This is a genomic window from Streptomyces sp. SID5643 (genome assembly GCF_009872555.1).
In the GTDB taxonomy this organism is placed as follows: Bacteria; Actinomycetota; Actinomycetes; order Streptomycetales; family Streptomycetaceae; genus Streptomyces; species Streptomyces iakyrus.
In genome coordinates this window covers 1-17,898 of record NZ_WWIC01000172.1, presented here as the reverse complement: position 1 = coordinate 17,898, position 17,898 = coordinate 1, and the positions used below count along the sequence as shown (strand labels likewise).

The 17,898-nt window shown below is 71.5% G+C and carries 16 protein-coding genes; 14 read left to right on the top strand and 2 right to left on the bottom strand.

All coding sequences use genetic code 11. The features are described 5' to 3' along the window. Positions 1-73: 73 nt before the first annotated feature. Together GTY56_RS20560 and GTY56_RS20555 are read left to right on the top strand one after the other, a co-directional pair. Positions 74-1,375 (top strand): DUF6986 family protein, encoded by a 1,302-nt coding sequence (locus GTY56_RS20560; protein ID WP_161366820.1) that lies wholly within the window; start codon positions 74-76, stop codon positions 1,373-1,375. 155 nt (positions 1,376-1,530) lie between these two features. After that, positions 1,531-3,462 carry a protein kinase domain-containing protein gene (locus GTY56_RS20555; protein WP_161366819.1) on the top strand — a complete coding sequence of 644 codons (1,932 nt, stop codon included), beginning with the start codon at positions 1,531-1,533 and terminating at the stop codon, positions 3,460-3,462. Here the strand turns inward: GTY56_RS20555 and GTY56_RS20550 are convergent. Together GTY56_RS20550 and GTY56_RS20545 are read right to left on the bottom strand one after the other, a co-directional pair. Next, the gene (locus GTY56_RS20550) at positions 3,408-4,223 is read right to left on the bottom strand and encodes a hypothetical protein (RefSeq protein ID WP_161366818.1); all 816 of its coding nucleotides are present in this window, start codon (positions 4,221-4,223) and stop codon (positions 3,408-3,410) included. The genes GTY56_RS20555 and GTY56_RS20550 overlap by 55 nt on opposite strands. A gap of 7 nt (positions 4,224-4,230) precedes the next feature. Continuing rightward, positions 4,231-5,295, bottom strand: a complete 1,065-nt coding sequence (locus GTY56_RS20545; RefSeq protein ID WP_524540122.1) for a LacI family DNA-binding transcriptional regulator — start codon at positions 5,293-5,295, stop codon at positions 4,231-4,233. Between the two features lie 195 nt (positions 5,296-5,490). Here GTY56_RS20545 and GTY56_RS20540 point away from each other — a divergent pair, with 195 nt between their 5' ends. From GTY56_RS20540 to GTY56_RS20485, 12 genes are all read left to right on the top strand, one after another. Further along, on the top strand, positions 5,491-6,444 hold the full coding sequence (locus GTY56_RS20540; RefSeq protein ID WP_161366816.1) for an ROK family protein: 954 nt from the start codon (positions 5,491-5,493) through the stop codon (positions 6,442-6,444). Positions 6,445-6,818: 374 nt separating this feature from the next. Beyond that, the gene (locus tag GTY56_RS20535) at positions 6,819-7,262 is read left to right on the top strand and encodes a helix-turn-helix domain-containing protein (RefSeq protein WP_161366815.1); all 444 of its coding nucleotides are present in this window, start codon (positions 6,819-6,821) and stop codon (positions 7,260-7,262) included. Between the two features lie 10 nt (positions 7,263-7,272). Further along, entirely contained in the window at positions 7,273-7,689 is a 417-nt protein-coding gene (locus tag GTY56_RS20530; RefSeq protein ID WP_161366814.1) for a VOC family protein, read from the top strand. A 99-nt stretch (positions 7,690-7,788) separates the two neighbouring features. Continuing rightward, positions 7,789-10,191 (top strand): ATP-binding cassette domain-containing protein, encoded by a 2,403-nt coding sequence (locus GTY56_RS20525; RefSeq protein ID WP_161366813.1) that lies wholly within the window; start codon positions 7,789-7,791, stop codon positions 10,189-10,191. Between the two features lie 131 nt (positions 10,192-10,322). After that, the gene (locus tag GTY56_RS20520) at positions 10,323-10,559 is read left to right on the top strand and encodes a hypothetical protein (RefSeq protein WP_161366812.1); all 237 of its coding nucleotides are present in this window, start codon (positions 10,323-10,325) and stop codon (positions 10,557-10,559) included. A 65-nt stretch (positions 10,560-10,624) separates the two neighbouring features. Beyond that, entirely contained in the window at positions 10,625-10,825 is a 201-nt protein-coding gene (locus GTY56_RS20515; protein ID WP_161366811.1) for a hypothetical protein, read from the top strand. 148 nt (positions 10,826-10,973) lie between these two features. Beyond that, positions 10,974-12,017: an NUDIX domain-containing protein gene (locus GTY56_RS20510; protein WP_161366810.1), complete on the top strand. Its 1,044-nt coding sequence runs from the start codon at positions 10,974-10,976 to the stop codon at positions 12,015-12,017. Between the two features lie 306 nt (positions 12,018-12,323). Next, on the top strand, positions 12,324-13,355 hold the full coding sequence (locus GTY56_RS20505) for an ABC transporter permease (RefSeq protein ID WP_161366809.1): 1,032 nt from the start codon (positions 12,324-12,326) through the stop codon (positions 13,353-13,355). Between the two features lie 80 nt (positions 13,356-13,435). Next, positions 13,436-15,112: an ABC transporter substrate-binding protein gene (locus tag GTY56_RS20500; protein WP_161366808.1), complete on the top strand. Its 1,677-nt coding sequence runs from the start codon at positions 13,436-13,438 to the stop codon at positions 15,110-15,112. Positions 15,113-15,186: 74 nt separating this feature from the next. Beyond that, positions 15,187-16,179 (top strand): ABC transporter permease, encoded by a 993-nt coding sequence (locus GTY56_RS20495; RefSeq protein ID WP_161366807.1) that lies wholly within the window; start codon positions 15,187-15,189, stop codon positions 16,177-16,179. Between the two features lie 26 nt (positions 16,180-16,205). Then, positions 16,206-17,306 carry an oligopeptide/dipeptide ABC transporter ATP-binding protein gene (locus GTY56_RS20490; protein ID WP_161366806.1) on the top strand — a complete coding sequence of 367 codons (1,101 nt, stop codon included), beginning with the start codon at positions 16,206-16,208 and terminating at the stop codon, positions 17,304-17,306. Between the two features lie 26 nt (positions 17,307-17,332). Beyond that, the coding region (locus GTY56_RS20485) for an ATP-binding cassette domain-containing protein (RefSeq protein WP_161366805.1) at positions 17,333-17,898 on the top strand (566 nt) is incomplete at its 3' end.

Sequence of the window (17,898 nt, the reverse complement as noted above, 5' to 3'; positions counted from 1 at the left end):
GGGCGAAGGCCGACCGATAACTTCGCTCTACGGATTGTTGATTCCGTACAGCGGAAAACAGGAGGGTCTCGGAATGGGTCAGGGCCAGCAGGAGAAGGTGGCGACCAGCCTCGCGGGCGCCGTCAGCGAGGAGATCAGCGCCTCCCTCGCGCCGGTCGACGCCGAACTGGAGCGCCGCTACCCCGGAGACCCCGGCACCCGCCAGCCCGTCCACACCGTCTACGTACCCGGCGACGCCTTCGCGGCCGACACCGTCCGCTCCTGGGGCGACCGCGCCCTCGCGGCACTCGACGAACACGCCCCCGACGCCGCGACCTTCGCCGCCGTCCTCGGCCTCTCCGAGGAACTCGCCGAGCCCGTCCACGCGCGCGTGCGCGCCAAGCTGGAGCGCGAGCCGATCGAGGACCTGCGCGTCGACTTCGAGGACGGCTACGGCAACCGCCCCGACGCCGAGGAGGACGAGGCCGCAGCCCGCGCCGCCCGGATCGTCGCCGGGGCCTACGCGGAAGGCACCGCCGCCCCGTATATGGGCATCCGCATGAAGTGCATGGAAGCGCCCGTCCGCGCCCGGGGCATCCGCACCCTCGACATCTTCCTCACCGGCCTGATGGAGGCCGGCGGCCTGCCCGGCGGGCTTGTGCTCACCCTGCCCAAGGTGACCTACGCCGAGCAGGTCACCGCCATGGCGCGGTTGCTGGACGCCTTCGAGAAGACCCACGGCCTCGAACCCGGCCGGATCGGCTTCGAGATCCAGATCGAGACCAGCCAGTCCATCCTCGCCGCCGACGGCACCGCCACCGTCGCCCGCATGATCCAGGCCGCCGAGGGCCGCGCCACCGGCCTGCACTACGGCACCTTCGACTACAGCGCCTGCCTCGGCGTCTCCGCCGCCCACCAGGCCAGTGACCACCCCGCCGCCGACCACGCCAAGGCCGTCATGCAGGTCGCGGCGGCCGGCACCGGCGTACGCGTCTCGGACGGCTCCACGAACGTCCTGCCGGTCGGCCCGACCGCCAAGGTCCACGACGCCTGGCGCCTGCACTACGGCCTCACCCGCCGCGCCCTGGCCCGCGCCTACTACCAGGGCTGGGACATGCACCCCGGCCACATCCCCACCCGCTACGCGGCCGTCTTCGCCTTCTACCGCGAGGGCTTCGAGCAGGCCGCCGCCCGCCTGTCCCGCTACGCCAACCGCACCGGCGGCGACGTCATGGACGAGCCCGCCACCGCCAAGGCCCTCAGCGGCTACCTGCTGCGCGGCCTGGACTGCGGCGCCCTGGACAACGGGGAGGTCGCCCGCCTGGCCGGTCTGACCCGGGCGGACCTGGAGTCCTTCGCGGCGCCCCGGCGCGGTGATCTGACGGCCTCCGCCTGACACCGTCCGCACGGCGGACCGGCCGGCGCGTACCGGCCCTGTCACAGCGGTCACCGGCGGCCGACGTCGTCACCGCCGCCCCGTAGTCTGTACGCCACGCACCGGCGGTGTCAGCCGTCGGCGCATCCGGGTGCGGTCACAGGAACGGGGCAGTGGTGTCAACGGGGGAGCACGGGCAGGCGGACGGGGCCGGACGGCTGCTGGCCGGCCGCTATCGCGTCACGGCGGCGCTGGGGCGCGGTGGCATGGGCGTCGTCTGGAAGGCCGTCGACGAGGTCCTCGGCCGTGAGGTCGCGGTCAAGGAGCTGCGCACCTACACCGACGCGGCCGGTCCCGAACTGGCGGATCTCCAGGTGCGGATGCGCCGCGAGGCGCGCGCGGCGGCCCGGGTGCGCCATCCCGGCGTCATCTCCGTGCACGACATCGCCCAGGTCGACGGCCGCCCGATCATCGTCATGGAACTGGTCGACGGGCCGTCCCTGGACGACGTCCTGCGCGAGCGGGGCACGCTGGACCCGGGCGAGACCGCCGGCATCGGCGCGAAGGTCATGGACGCCCTGGCCGCCGCCCACCGCGCCGGCGTCCTGCACCGGGACGTGAAGCCGGCCAACATCCTGCTCGACCGCTCGGGCCGGGTCGTCCTCACCGACTTCGGCATCGCCACGATGGACGACCCGGGGGACGGCTCGGCCACGCACCTCACCCGCAGCGGCGAACTCGTCGGCTCCCTCGACTACCTCGCCCCCGAGCGCGCGCAGGGCGCCGACCCCGGTCCCGCCTCCGACATCTGGGCCCTGGGCGCCACCCTGTACGCGGCCGTCGAGGGCTCCTCGCCCTTCCGACGCACGTCCACGTTCTCCACGCTCACCGCGATCGTCACCGAGCCGCTGCCGGAGCCCCGCCGCGCCGGCTCCCTCGCGCCCGTCCTCCAGCGGCTGCTGGACAAGCGCCCCGAGTCCCGCCCGGAGGCCGACCGGGCCCGCGAACTGCTCCAGACGGTCGCGGACACGGGCGGCACGGACACACCGACCTCTGCTCTGCGGGGCCCCGCGTCCCCACCCCCGCGCGCCGAGACGGAACGCAGCGTCCCGTCCATACCGCCCGGGTTCGGACCCCCGCAGCACCGTGCCGATTCCGGTACGGCAGCCGTGTTCGGAGCCGCGGGGGCGGCGGGAGCCGCGGGTGCCGGCGGTCCGGAGGCCACCGGCCCCGGCGGTCCGGAGGCCACCGGCTCCGGCCACGCGACGCCGCAAGGCCGCCCGGCATCGCAAGGCATCGGCCCGCAGGGCCCGGACGCCGCGCCCCAGGGCTTCGGTCCGGTCGATCCCGCCGCCATCGCCCCCGGTGCCTCCGCCACCAACGCCCCCGGTGCCTCCGCCGCCACCGCCCCGGTGAACGCCGACTCCTCCGCGCCCCGGCGCAAGGCGCGCGTGCTGCTCGCCGCCGCGGCCGTCGCCGTCGTGCTCGCCACCGCCGGGACCACGATCGCGCTCGTCGGCGACTCGGGCGATTCAGGCGACTCCGGCGGCAAGGACACCGCCGCACGGACCGGCACCGCAGGCACCGGCAGCGGGCCCTCCGATCCCGGCGGCGCGGACGACGGCTCGAACGCCCCGAGGTCCACGCCCCAGGGCGACGACAAGGGCACGGATCCGTCCGCGAGGCCCGACGGCAAGAAGGACCCCGAGCCCACCGGCCGGGCGACCACCTCCGCCCCCGCCAAGCCCGCCGGCCGTGACACCAGCGGCGCCACCGGCGGAGAGACCCCGGACGGCGCCGCCTCCGACGGCCCGACCACCCCGGCCCCGGTCTGCCACCCCATCGGCGGCGGCAAGTACAACTGCACGGTCTGGAAGACCGCCGACTCCTACACCGCCTCGGGCGCCAAGGTCGGCATCCTCAAAGCGGGCACCAACTACTTCTACTGCCAGCAGAACCTGGGCCGCCGTGAGACCGCCGGGGAGTGGACCAACATCTGGTGGGCGAAGACCGACGACGACAGCGGCAACACGAACGTCTGGTTCAGCGACGTCTACATCAAGGGCGGTGACAACGACGCGCCGGTCCCCGGGCTCCCGCTCTGCTGAGCCCGAGCCGAGGCCGCCACGTACCGTTCGAGACCGGAGGACGTCACCAGCTTCTCCTCGATGAACAGCCACGTCCCCCGCTCGCACAGCCGCCGGTCCCCGCGGGCCCGCGCGCAGAACTCCTCGGGCACGACACCGAACAGCTCCCGCAGCCGGGGCAGCCCGACGATCAGCTCCGTCAGCAGCTCCCGCTCACCCGGGTGCGTGCGCGGCCGGCCCGTGCCGTCGTGGAGGACACCGTGCCGGTTGACGTAGGCGTACGCCCCGGGCAGGCGCGTGCCGTCCGCGAGGTCGATCAGGATGTCGGGCGACGGCAGCCAGGCCCGGTCGAAGTTGCCGCCCGGCGCCGGCGCGCCCTCGCTCGCGTCGATCACCGCGAGCTGCTCGGCGTCGAGCCACAGCACGAACAGCTCCCGCACGGTGTCCGGGGCGCCGACCGGCGAGGCCGACACGTACCCCATGCGGCTGACGTGCGCCGAGACGCCGGCGTCGACCCCCGTCACCCGGGCCTTGACCATCGGCAGCGGCGACCCGATCCCGAACTCCGTCATCTTGTGCCGGAGCTGCCCCGGGCAGCCGTTGGACCCGATCGCGATGACCGGTGTGCGGTCCTCGTGCACCAGCCGCTCCAGCGGCAGGAAGCGGTCCCCGACGAGGAGCCCGGATTCCGTCGGCCACGCGCCCGGATACAGCAGCGGGTGCTCGCGGGGCGCCTCGTGCAGGCCCAGCGCCCGCAGCGTGCGATCGGTGGCGTCGTCCATCGGCCGCTCAGTCCGCCGGGGGGATCTCGCCCGAGCCGCGGGTGATCAGCCGCGTCGGCAGCTCGATGCGCTCGGGGGTGACCAGGGTGCCGTCCAGCTGCCGGAAGAGACGTTCCGCCGCGGTGCGGCCGATGTCCGCCGCGTCCTGGGCGACGACCGTGACGCCCGGCTGGAGCAGGTCGGCGAGCTCGATGTCGTCGAAGCCGACCAGGGCGACCCGGCGGGCCTGCTCGGCGAGCACGCGGATCACGGTGACCGTCACGCGGTTGTTGGCGGCGAAGATCGCCGTCACCGGGTCGGGGCCGGTCAGCATCTCCTCGGCCGCCCTGCGCACCCGCTCGGGGCCGGTGACACCGAGGGACATCCAGGAGCCCGCCACCGGTATGCCCGCGTCCTCCATCGCGGCCCGGTAGCCGCGCAGCCGCTCGGCGGCGGTGTGGATGCGGGGCATGTCGCCGATGAAGCCGATCCGGCGGTGTCCGTGCGCGATGAGGTGGGCGACGCCGCCGCGGGCGCCGCCGTAGTTGTCCGACAGGACGACGTCGGCGTCGATGTGACCGGCGGGCCGGTCCACGAACACCGTGGCGACGCCCGCCTTGAGCTCGGGCTCCAGATACCGGTGGTCGTCCCCGGCCGGGATCACCACCAGCCCGTCCACCCGCCGCGCGCACAGGGCCAGCACCAGCTCCTGCTCGCGCTCGGGGTCCTCCGCGCTGGAGCCGTTGATCAGGAGGGCGCCGTGCGCGCGGGCCACCTCCTCGACCGACCGGCTCAGCGGTCCGTAGAACGGGTCCGCGAGGTCTTCCAGGACCAGGCCGATGCTCGCCGTGCGGCCCTTGCGCAGCACTCGCGCGCTGTCGTTGCGGCGGAAACCGAGGGCGTCGATCGCCTCCTGGACCCGCCGTTCCGTCTCCGGGGTGACCCCCGGTTCCCCGTTCACGACGCGGGAGACCGTCTTGAGGCCTACTCCGGCGCGGGCCGCTACGTCCTTCATGGTCGGCCGGGTGCCGTAGCGCGCTGCGGATCGGAGGGGGGTAGGGGCCACGGTGTCCAGTCCTGTCCTGTCGTCCACGGGGGTGCGTCGATCCTGGGTTTGTATGAGGATGTGGCGTCGAGCATAGAGCCTGGACAACGTTGTCAGGCTCGGGGGAGACTGTCCACCGCAATCTCCGGCCCCGCGCATCCCCGCGGGACCGGGCCGCTGCTTGCCCTGCTTGATGGCTGTTCTCGGCGTTTTTCTCATGCCCGACGGGGAGATCCGACTCTGATGCACACCGACCTCGTGGCCGCGCTCGACATCGGCGGCACCAAGATCGCCGGCGCTCTGGTGGACGGCCGTGGCCGGATCCTGGTCCGCGCCCAGCGGCCGACGCCCGCCCGGGAGGACGGCGACACCGTGATGCGGGCCGTGGAGGCGGTGCTCGGCGAGCTCGTCGCGTCGCCGCTGTGGGGGCGTGCCACGGCGGTGGGGATCGGCAGCGCCGGGCCCGTGGACGCCTCCGCGGGCACGGTGAGCCCGGTGAACGTGCCCGGCTGGCGCGACTACCCGCTCGTCGCCCGGGTGCGGGCCGCCGCCGGGAATCTGCCCGTCGAGCTGATCGGCGACGGTGTGGCGATCACGGCGGCCGAGCACTGGCAGGGCGCCGCCCGCGGTCACGCCAACGCGCTGTGCATGGTCGTCTCCACGGGCGTCGGCGGCGGTCTCGTGCTCGGAGGACGGCTTCACCCCGGACCCACCGGCAACGCGGGCCACATCGGTCACATCAGTGTCGAACTCGACGGCGATCTGTGCCCGTGCGGCTCGCACGGCTGCGTGGAGCGCATAGCGAGTGGTCCCAACATCGCCCGGCGCGCCCTGGAGAACGGCTGGCGGCCGGGCCCCGACGGGGACGCGTCGGCCGCCGCGGTGGCCGACGCCGCGCGCTCCGGCGACCCGGTCGCGGTCGCCTCCTTCGAGCGGGCCGCCCAGGCCCTGGCCGCCGGGATCGCGGCCACCGCGACGCTCGTGGAGATCGACATCGCCGTGATCGGCGGGGGAGTGGGCAAGGCGGGCGACATCCTCTTCGAGCCCCTGCGCAAGGCGCTGGGCACCTACGCGACGCTGTCCTTCGTCCGGCACCTGGCGGTGGCACCGGCGCAGATGGGCACCGACGCCGGGCTGGTGGGCGCCGCGGCGGCAGCACTGGCGAAGCGGACGGACGCCGCGGCGGCCGGGGTGTGAGGCCGGGTCGGCCAAGCGGGCAGGAACGTTCAGCCTGGGTGGTGGCGCGCAGCGGGCCGGTGTAGCGGGCGATCCCTCCGGGCGCGATACGGGCCGGTGTGGGGACCGGTGGGGCTCCGGGGTGATGCGGAGCGGTGTCGGGGCCGGTGGTGGCTCCGGGGGATGGGGAGCAGTGGGGGGCTCCGGGCGATGTGGAGGGGCGCGGGCGTCGATGGTGGCTCCGGGCGATGTGGAGCGGTGTGGGGGCCGGTGGTGGCTCCGGGGCGATGCGGGTCGGCGCGGGGCCGGCGGGTACTCCGGGGTGATACGGACCAGTACCTTCCGGTTCGTCGGAAATCAACCGCACGTGCGTGCGGTGTGGCACGATCGCGCTTGTGAGCAGCAGACCCGCCTCGGCGCAGCACCTGCGTGACCTCGCCCGGCTGCGCCGTGTCAAGGACCGGATCGACCGGGAGTACGCGAAGCCTCTGGACGTCGAGGCGCTCGCCCGGGGCGTGCACATGTCGGCCGGACACCTGAGCCGCGCCTTCCGGCAGGCGTACGGGGAGTCGCCGTACAGCTACCTCATGACGCGGCGCATCGAACGCGCCATGGCGCTGCTGCGCCGCGGAGACCTGAGCGTCACCGAGGTGTGCTTCGAGGTCGGCTGCGCATCACTGGGCACCTTCAGCACCCGCTTCACCGAGCTGGTCGGCATGCCGCCCAGCGCCTACCGGCGCGAGGCGGCGCGTGCGACGGCCGGCATCCCGTCGTGCGTGGCGAAGCAGGTGACCAGACCGGTCAGGAATCGAGAAGCGCCCGCCGCGAGCCGAAACTAGCGTGATGGCCATGGACCTCCACATTCACGCCAGCTTCCTCCCGCACGACGACCCGGACGCCGCCCTGGCGTTCTACCGCGACACCCTCGGCTTCGAAGTCAGGAACGACGTCGGCTACGAGGGCATGCGCTGGATCACGGTCGGCCCTGTCGGCCAGCCCGGGACGAACATCGTGCTGCACCCGCCGGCCGCCGACCCCGGCATCACCGACGACGAACGCCGCACCATCACGGAGATGATGGCCAAGGGCACCTACGCCAGCATCGTCCTGGCCACCACCGACGTCGACGGCACCTTCGAGCGGGTGCAGGCGGGCGATGCCGAGGTGGTCCAGGAGCCGGTGGACCAGCCCTACGGCGTCCGCGACTGCGCCTTCCGCGACCCCGCGGGCAACATGGTCCGCATCCAGCAGCTGAAGGCGCTCTAGCAACCCCCGCACCGCACCTCCCCCCGCGCCGCCCTCGGAGCCGCGCGGGGGGCCGAGACCGCCCGAACGCGGCAGCGCCGCCCGGCAGATGGAGACACCATGAGCAAGGCCAAGACGACGGACAGTCAGTCGCCCGGGCCGCACGTTGCCGACAGCCATGACGTGATCCGCGTGCACGGCGCGCGCGAGAACAACCTCAGGGACGTCAGCATCGAGATCCCCAAGCGCCGGCTCACGGTGTTCACCGGCGTCTCCGGTTCGGGCAAGAGCTCGCTGGTGTTCGACACGATCGCGGCGGAGTCGCAGCGGCTGATCAACGAGACCTACAGCGCCTTCCTGCAAGGGTTCATGCCGAACCTGGCCCGGCCCGAGGTCGACGTGCTGGACGGGCTGACGACCGCGATCGCCGTCGACCAGCAGCGCATGGGTTCCGACCCCCGCTCCACCGTCGGCACCGCCACCGACGCCAACGCCATGCTGCGGATCCTCTTCAGCCGGCTCGGCACGCCCCACATCGGCCCGCCCGGCGCCTTCTCCTTCAACACCGCCTCGGTCTCCGCGAGCGGCGGGTTCACGGTGGACCGCGGTGCCGACAAGACCAGAACCGAAAAGGTGTCCTTCAGCCGCACCGGCGGCATGTGCACGCACTGCGAGGGCCGGGGCACCGTCTCCGACATCGACCTCACCCAGCTCTACGACGACTCCAAGTCGCTCTCCGAGGACCCGTTCACGATCCCCACCTACACCGGGGGCGGCTGGGTGGTGCGGGTCATCGCCGAGTCGGGCTTTTTCGACAAGGACAAGCCGATCCGGAACTACACCAAGAAAGAGCGGCACGACTTCCTGTACCGCGAGCCGGTCAAGGTGAAGATCAACGGCGTCAACCTCACCTACGAGGGGCTGATCCCGAAGATCCAGAAGACCTTCCTCTCCAAGGACCGCGAGTCGATGCAGCCGCACATCCGCGCCTTCGTGGACCGGGCGGTCACCTTCACCCGCTGCCCCGAGTGCGAGGGCACCCGGCTGAGCGAGCTCGCCCGTTCCTCGAAGATCGGCGAGGTCAACATCGCCGACGCCTGCGCGATGGAGATCCGCGACCTGGCGGAATGGGTCCGGGGACTGGAGGAGCCGTCGGTGGCACCGCTGCTGGCCAAGCTCCAGCACACCCTGGACTCGTTCGTGGAGATCGGCCTCGGCTACCTCTCGCTCGACCGGGCCTCGGGCACGCTCTCCGGCGGCGAGGCACAGCGCACCAAGATGATCCGCCACCTCGGCTCCTCGCTCACCGACGTCACCTACGTCTTCGACGAGCCGTCCATCGGCCTGCACCCCCATGACATCCAGCGGATGAACAACCTGCTCCTGCGCCTGCGCGACAAGGGCAACACCGTGCTGGTGGTGGAACACAAGCCGGAGACGATCGCCATCGCCGACCACGTCGTGGACCTCGGCCCCGGTGCCGGCCGGGCGGGCGGCACCGTCTGCTTCGAAGGAACCCTGGAGGGGCTGCGCGGCAGCGACACCGTCACCGGCCGCCACCTCGACGACCGGGCCAAGATCAAGGCGGCGGTCCGCAAGCCCACCGGCGTGCTGGAGGTCCGGGGAGCCTCGGCGAACAACCTGCACGACCTCGACGTCGACATCCCGCTCGGCGTCCTCACCGTCGTGACCGGTGTGGCCGGCTCCGGCAAGAGCTCACTCGTGCACGGCTCGATGGCCCGGCAGGCCGGGGCCGAGGGCGTCGTGGCGATCGACCAGACCCCGATCCGCGGCTCCCGGCGCAGCAACCCGGCGACGTACACCGGGCTGGCCGACCCGATCCGCAAGGCCTTCGCCAAGGCCAACGGGGTGAAGCCGGCGCTGTTCAGCGCCAACTCCGAGGGGGCCTGCCCCACCTGCAACGGCGCCGGTGTCATCTACACCGACCTGGCGATCATGCAGAGCGTCGCCACGCCCTGCGAGGAGTGCGAGGGCAAGCGGTTCGAGGCGTCGGTGCTGGAGTACCGCCTCGGCGGCCGGGACATCAGCGAGGTGCTGGCGATGCCGGTGACCGAGGCCGAGGAGTTCTTCGGCAGCGGCGAGGCCCGCACCCCCGCCGCGCACCGGATCCTGGAGCGGCTCGCGGACGTCGGGCTCGGCTACCTCACCCTCGGGCAGCCGCTCACCACGCTGTCCGGTGGCGAGCGGCAGCGGCTCAAGCTGGCCACGCACATGGGGGAGAAGGGCGGCGTGTACGTCCTCGACGAGCCGACCACCGGTCTCCACCTGGCGGACGTCGAGCAGCTGCTGGGCCTGCTCGACCGGCTCGTCGACTCCGGCAAGTCGGTCATCGTGATCGAGCACCACCAGGCGGTCATGGCGCACGCCGACTGGATCATCGACCTCGGCCCCGGAGCGGGTCACGACGGCGGCCGGATCGTCTTCGAGGGCACCCCCGCCGACCTAGTCGAGGCCCGCTCCACCCTGACCGGGGAGCACCTGGCGGCCTACGTGGGCGCCTGACCCGGACGGAGCGCAGCCGCCGGTGCGTCCCGGCACCGGCGGCGTCTGCGCCCGTGCCGCAACCGCGAGGGGGCGGGCTGAACGGCCCATCCCGGCGCGCGGGCGGTGCCGTCCCCGCGCACGCTGGTGCCATGGCGTCCGAGAAACCCGTCGTGGTCTACCCGCCCGCCGCGGACGGCGGCCGGCGGGTCCGTGTGGACGACCAGTTCCTCGGCATCGCCTACGGACCGCTCGACGTGGCGGAGTTCCTGCGGCGAGCCGGGATCGAGGACGCGGACGCGGCCTACGTGGCGGCCACCGGGCTGATCGAGTGGCGCGGCGGCGGACCCGGGACGTGGGGAGCCGGCCCGGACGACGACTCGGCGTGACGCCCGCTTCGCCCGGTCGCAGGCGGTTGCGTGACCCCGGGGCGGGTCCGGCAGTTGAGTCGGGCATGAAGAAGCGCAGCATGCTCGCCATCGCCTCCCTCGCCACCGGCTTCGTCGTCGCGGCGGTCACCCCGTCCCACGCCCTCGGGGACGGCCTCGGCACCCTGAGCGTCGACGAGACCCTCAAGACCCTCGACGAGACGGTCGCCAAGGACAGCCTGTCCCTGGACCGGGAGGACGGCACCCAGGCGAAGAAGAAGGGCTGACGAGCCGCACGGCATCGCGGCCACGGCGTCGGCGCTCCCGCGTGAGGGGGGCGCCGGCGCCGTCGTCATGTGCGCCCTCAACTGCGGCTGGTTTCCGTGGCAGGGTGGAGCGGGCAAGCCTCAGGGGGCCAACAGAAGAGGGGGACCTGTGACCGTCGTCTGGATCAACGGCGCGTTCGGTGCGGGGAAGACCACCACCGCACGGGAACTGATCGAACTGATCCCGAACAGCACGCTCTTCGACCCGGAGGTCGTCGGCGGCGCGCTCGCCCACCTGCTGCCACCCAAACACCTCGCGGAAGCCGGCGACTACCAGGACCTGCCGATCTGGCGACGGCTGGTGATCGACACGGCGGCCGCGATGCTCGCCGAGCTCGGCGGGACCCTCGTCGTCCCCATGACCCTGCTGCGCCAGGAGTACCGCGACGAGATCTTCGGCGGCCTGGCCGCGCGCAGGATTCCGGTCAGCCACATCCTGCTCGCTCCGGCCGAAACGATACTGCGGGAGCGGATAGCGGGGCGTGAGGTCCCGCGCGACCTGCCCGACGGCGACCTGCGAATACGCCAGTGGTCCTTCGACCACATTGAGCCCTACCGGGCCGCTCTCGCCTCCTGGCTCATCGCCGACGCCCACCCGGTCGACACCAGCGACCTCACCCCGTACGAGACGGCGGTCCGGGTCGCCGAGGCCGTCACCAGCGGTTCCGTACCCGTCTGCGACATCGTGCAGACGCCCGAGCCCACCGCCGAGACCGTCGCCGCCGGAGTGCTCCTCTTCGACGAGCAGGACCGGGTGCTGCTCGTCGACCCCACGTACAAGGCCGGCTGGGAGTTCCCCGGCGGTGTCGTCGAACCCGGTGAGGCGCCCGCACGCGCCGGGATGCGCGAGGTCTCCGAGGAGACCGGCATCAGCCTCGACGAGGTGCCGGGCCTGCTCGTCGTCGACTGGGAGCGCCCCGCGCCCCCCGGCTACGGCGGTCTGCGGCTCCTCTTCGACGGCGGCCTCCTCGATTCCGCCGAGGCGGGGCGGCTGCTGCTGCCCGGCCCCGAGCTGCGCGCCTGGCGCTTCGTCACCGAGGAGGAGGCCGCAGAGCTGCTGCCCCCGGTGCGATACGAGCGGCTGCGCTGGGCCCTGAGGGCACGCGAACGCGGGGCGGCGCTCTACCTGGAGGCCGGGGTACCGGTCGGCTGACCCCCGGCGCGCCGCCCCCGTTCTTTACCCGGCACGGGGGATTCCGAGGGAAAAGCAAAAGGAAATCACGCAGGAGTCACCGCCAATGACTGCCCAAGGAATCTCCCGCAAACATTCACGCGGCGGGTAATCGCATTCCCTGCTCTCGTCAACACTTTTCCATGACCGCAAACAATCCCTTTTCTCGCCCCTGCGTGGCTTGACCGGGCTCGCACACCGTTGCGAAAGTCCGCAGAGTCTCACGGCGGAAACAACGACCGCCACCCAATTTCCTTGCCCCAGGGGCAGATCCGGGATGTCCGTACGATGACCACGCAACACCAGCCGGTCGACGCCGGCGGCGGCACCACACTGCTGACCGAGCCGTCGACGCAGGACTCCAGACCCGGCGGCACGGTTGTCGCCGGCCGCTCACCGGCCCGGATGGCCTGGCGGCGGATCAGGCGGGACAAGGTCACCACGGCCGCCCTGGTGGCCACCCTCCTGTTCATCGCGATCGCGCTCCTCGCGCCCGTGCTCACCGCGCTGACCGGCTGGGGGCCGGTCACCCCCGACAACAAGGCGATCAATCCGGACACGGGCAACTTCCCCTTCGGATCGCTGGGCGGCGTCAGTGCCCAGCACCTGCTCGGCGTCGAACCGGGCACCGGATACGACCTGTTCGCCCGTATCGTCTACGGCCTGCGCACCTCCCTCTACGTGGGATTCGCCTCGGCCGTGCTGTCCACCGCGGTCGGCGTCGTCGCCGGGCTCGCCGCCGGTTACTTCGGCGGCTGGGTCGACTCCCTGCTCTCGCGGATCATGGACGTGATGCTGGCGTTCCCGCAGCTGCTGTTCATCATCGCGCTCACCCCGGTGATCCAGAACGCGCTCCAGACCAACAGCCACGGCGGCACCGACGAGAACCTCCGGCTGCTCGTCCTGGTCCTCAACATCGCCGTCTTCGCCTGGGCGTACACCGCCCGTCTGGTGCGCGGGCAGGTCCTGTCCCTGCGGGAGCGGGAGTTCGTCGACGCGGCGCGGCTGATGAGCGCCGGCCGCCGGCACATCCTCTTCCGGCAGCTGCTGCCCAACCTGTGGGCGCCGATCCTCATCTCCTTCGCGCTCGCCGTTCCGCAGAACATCACCACCGAGGCGGCCCTGTCCTATCTGGGCGTCGGTGTCATCCCGCCCAACCCCGACTGGGGTGCCCTGCTGTCGGACGCCTCCCAGTTCTTCCTCCAGGACCCGATGTACCTCTTCGTGCCCGGTGTCCTGCTCTTCCTCCTGGTCCTGGCGCTCAACCTGCTCGGTGACGGCGTCCGGGACGCCCTGGACCCCCGCGCCCGGCGCGGCTGACAAGCCACCCCCTGACGAGTGTCGGCCCGGTGGTCCCACGAACGGCCGCCGAGCCCGTAGCAAGAACGGAGTACTCCTCAATGACGCGCAGAACGCGCAGATCGCGCACGGTCGCTCTCACGGCGACCGCCGTGGTCATCGCCCTGGGGGCCACCGCATGCGGGGGTTCCTCCAGCACCGGCCAAAGCGGTGCCCCCGGAAAGGGCGGCACGCTGACCGTCCTCGACAAGGCGGACTTCGACCACCTCGACCCGCAACGCGTCTACACGACCGAGGGTTCGAGCATGGACGAGGAGATCGTCCGCACCCTCACCGGCTGGGACGAGACGGGCTCGACCCCCAAGCTGGTCGGCGACCTCGCGACCGACACCGGAACGCAGTCCAAGGACGCCACGGTCTGGACGTTCCACCTGCGGCACGGAGTCAAGTACCAGGACGGCACGGAGGTCACCGCGCCGGACGTGAAGTACGGCGTGGAGCGGTTCTTCTCCTCCGACATCAACGGTGGCCCGCCCTACGCGTCCCAGTGGCTCGTCGGCGGCTCCGACTACAAGGGCCCCTACCAGGGCAAGGAGCTCGCCTCCATTCAGACGCCGGACAAGTACACGATCGTCTTCCACCTGAACCAGCCGGTGGCCGACTTCAACGAGACCACCGCGATGCCCGGCTGGTCCGCCGTGCCCAAGGCCCATGACACCGGCTCGACGTACGACACCAAGGTCTGGTCCGACGGCCCGTACATGATCAAGTCGTACACCAAGAACAAGGAGCTCGTCCTCACGCGGAACAAGTACTGGTCCCGGTCGACCGACCCCATCCGGCAGCAGAACGTGGACGGGATGGATGTCGAATTCGGCCAGGACGAGGCCGCCATCGACCAGCAGATCAAGGCCGACGCGGGCACCGCGCAGACGTCGATCCAGCAGTGGCCGATCGCCGGCTCCGACCTGGCCCAGCTGGCCAACGACCCCTCACTGAAGAGCCGTTATTACAAGATCCCCGCGCCGGGCATCAACTACCTGGCCATCAACACCAACCGCGTCAAGAACCTGAAAGTCCGCCAGGCGATCGAGTACGCCGTCGACAAGACCACGGTCCGCGGTGCCTTCGGCGGCTCCGCCTACGGCGACTACGCCACCACCATGCTGAGCCCCGGCATCGGCGGCTACAAGGAGTTCAACCTGTACAGCGCCAACCCCGCGGGCAACCTGGCCAAGGCGAAGGAGCTGATGAGACAGGCGGGCAACCCGAAGCCCAGCATGTCGATCGCCGTGGAGAACACGCCCACCCAGGAGCACTTCGCCGACGCGGTGAAGACCGCTCTGGAGCGCATCGGCATCCACGTCAACATCTCCCCGATCGACGCGTCGAGCTACTTCAGCACCGTCAACAACACGAAGAACCAGTACGACCTGACCTGGGGCGACTGGATCGCCGACTGGCCCAACGCCTCCACGGTGCTGCCCACCCTCTTCGACGGCCGGCTCATCAAGAAGAACCCGCAGGCCAACCAGGACCTGTCCTACCTGAACGACCCCAAGGTCAACGCGCTCATCGACAAGGCCGCCAAGATGACGGACGTCAAGCAGCGGAACGCCGCCTACGGGCAGATGGACCAGCAGATCCTCAAGGACGCCGCCGTGGTCCCGCTGACGTACATGAACTTCAGCGACATGTCCGGCTCCAAGGTCGGCGGGGTCATCCCCGACACGATCCTGGCCGAGCCGAGCCTGGTCCACGTCTACATCAAGAAGTGACGCAGCCCCTCTGAACCCCGCCGGCGGCCCCGGCCGCCGGCGGGCACCCCACTCACGTCAGGTCCCGGCACCCCATGTTTCGTTACCTCATCAGACGCCTCCTGGCAGCGGCCCTGATCATGCTGGTGATCACCACGATCACCTTCTTCATCTTCTTCGCGCTGCCGTCCGACCCCGCACTCCTGGCCTGCGGAAAGACCTGCTCGCCCTCGCGCCTCGCGGAGATCAAGCACTCGCTGGGCCTGGACCAGAGCTACCTGACCCAGTACTGGGAATTCCTCAAGGGACTGTTCGCCGGACGTGACTTCGGCGACCAGAGCGTGCGCATCCACTGCGGCGCGCCCTGTCTCGGCGTCTCCTTCCAGACCGACACCCCCGTGCTGACCACCCTGCTGTCGGACTTCCCGGCGGACCTCTCCCTGGGCCTCGGGGCCGCGGTGGCCTTCCTGGTCCTGGGCGTCGGCCTCGGCACCGTGGCCGCGGTACGCCGGGGCAGGGCCGCCGACAAGACGGCGGTGGGGATCGCCCTGTTCGGCGTGTCGGTGCAGATCTACTTCATCGGTCTGCTCCTGCTGTACCTCTTCGTCGACACCTTCCAGATCCTGCCGACCTCCGGCTACACCCCGATCACCGAGGACCCGGCCGGCTGGTTCAAGGGCCTGATCCTGCCGTGGACCACCCTCGTCATCGTCTACCTCGCGATGTACACCCGGCTCACCCGCTCCTCCATGCTGGAGGTCCTCGCCGAGGACTACATGCGCACCGCCCGCGCCAAGGGCCTGCCGGCCGCCACCGTCGTCCTCAAGCACGGCCTGCGGGCCGCCATCACCCCCGTCATCACCATCTTCGGCATGGACGTCGGCTCCCTGATCGGCGGCTCCGCGGTCATCACCGAGTCGGTGTTCGGCATCAACGGCATCGGCAAGCTCGCGGTCGACTCCGTGCAGAACTCCGACCTGCCGGTCATCCTCGGCACCACGCTCTTCGCCGCGACGTTCGTCGTCCTCGCCAACGTCGTCGTCGACCTCGTGTACGGCCTCGTCGACCCGCGCGTGCGCCTCGCCTGAGCCCTTCTTCGTCCTTAGGAACACCCGTGTCCACTCTGACCTCACCGCAGCCCGCGGACGTCGCGCCCGCGCCCGCATCCTTCCTCGACGTGCGCGACCTGAAGGTGCACTTCCCGACCGAGGACGGCCTCGTCAAGTCCGTCGACGGCGTCTCCTTCACCCTGGAGAAGGGCAGGACCCTCGGCATCGTCGGCGAGTCCGGCTCCGGCAAGTCGGTGACCTCACTGGCCCTGCTCGGGCTGCACAAGGGCACCCGCGCCCAGGTCAGCGGCGAGATCTGGCTGGAGGGAAGGGAACTCGTCGCCCTGCCCGAGGCCAGGATGCGCGCCCTGCGCGGCCGCTCGGTCTCCATGATCTTCCAGGACCCGCTGTCCGCGCTGCACCCCTTCTTCACCGTCGGCTCGCAGATCGCCGAGGCCTACCGGGTCCACCACAAGGTCTCCAGGAAGGAGGCCGGGGACCGCGCCGTGGAGATGCTGAAGCGGGTCGGCATCCCGCAGCCCGAGCGCCGGGTCGGGGACTACCCGCACCAGTTCTCCGGCGGCATGCGCCAGCGCGCCATGATCGCCATGTCGCTGGTGTGCGACCCCGAGCTGCTCATCGCCGACGAGCCCACGACCGCCCTGGACGTCACCGTCCAGGCGCAGATCCTGGACCTGATCCGCGACCTCCAGGAGGAGTTCGGCTCGGCCGTCGTCATCATCACGCACGATCTCGGCGTGGTCGCCGACGTCGCCGACGACATCCTGGTGATGTACGGCGGACGACGCATCGAGTACGGCACCACCCGCGACGTCCTCAAGGACCCCCAGCACCCGTACACCTGGGGCCTGTTGCAGTCGATGCCGCACCTCAGTGGCGACGTCGGCGAACGGCTCAACCCGATCCCCGGCAACCCGCCCAGCCTGATCAGCCTGCCGGACGGCTGCGCCTTCCATCCCCGCTGCGCCTACAAGGGCTGGGTGCCGGGCGGCCGTTGCACGGCCGAGCGGCCCGAGCTGCGTCTCGTCTCCGGCAGCGAACGGCACCTCGCCGCGTGCCATCTCGGCGACGACGCCAAGCAGGAGATCCGCGGCGGGGACGGCCCGGACGACCGGGGCGTCGCAGCCGCACGGGCCGCGCAGTGACGGCGGCGGACGAAAGGGAACATACCGTGAGCACCACCGAGCCCCGCACCGGGCGGAGCACCGACCGCCCCGCCGCCGAGCACACCGGCGAGAACCTGCTGGAGGTGAGTGGTCTGCAGAAGCACTTCCCCATCCGGCAGGGCATCATCTTCCAGCGCCGGATCGGGGCCGTCCGGGCCGTCGACGGCATCGACTTCTCGGTCGGGCCCGGTGAGTCGCTGGGGCTGGTCGGCGAGTCCGGCTGCGGCAAGTCGACCACGGGCCGGCTGATCACCCGGCTGCTCGAACCCACCGGCGGCTCCGTCGTGTTCGACGGCGAGGACATCACGCACCGGTCGCCCGGGCGGATGCAGGAGGCGCGGCGCAACCTCCAGATGATCTTCCAGGACCCGTACTCGTCGCTGAACCCCCGGCACACCGTCGGCACCATCATCGAGACGCCGATGCGGCTCAACGGCATCAACCCGCCCCAGGGGCACAAGAAGCGCGCCCAGGAACTGCTGGAGACGGTGGGCCTCAACCCCGAGCACTACAACCGCTACCCGAACGAGTTCTCCGGCGGCCAGCGCCAGCGCATCGGCATCGCCCGCGC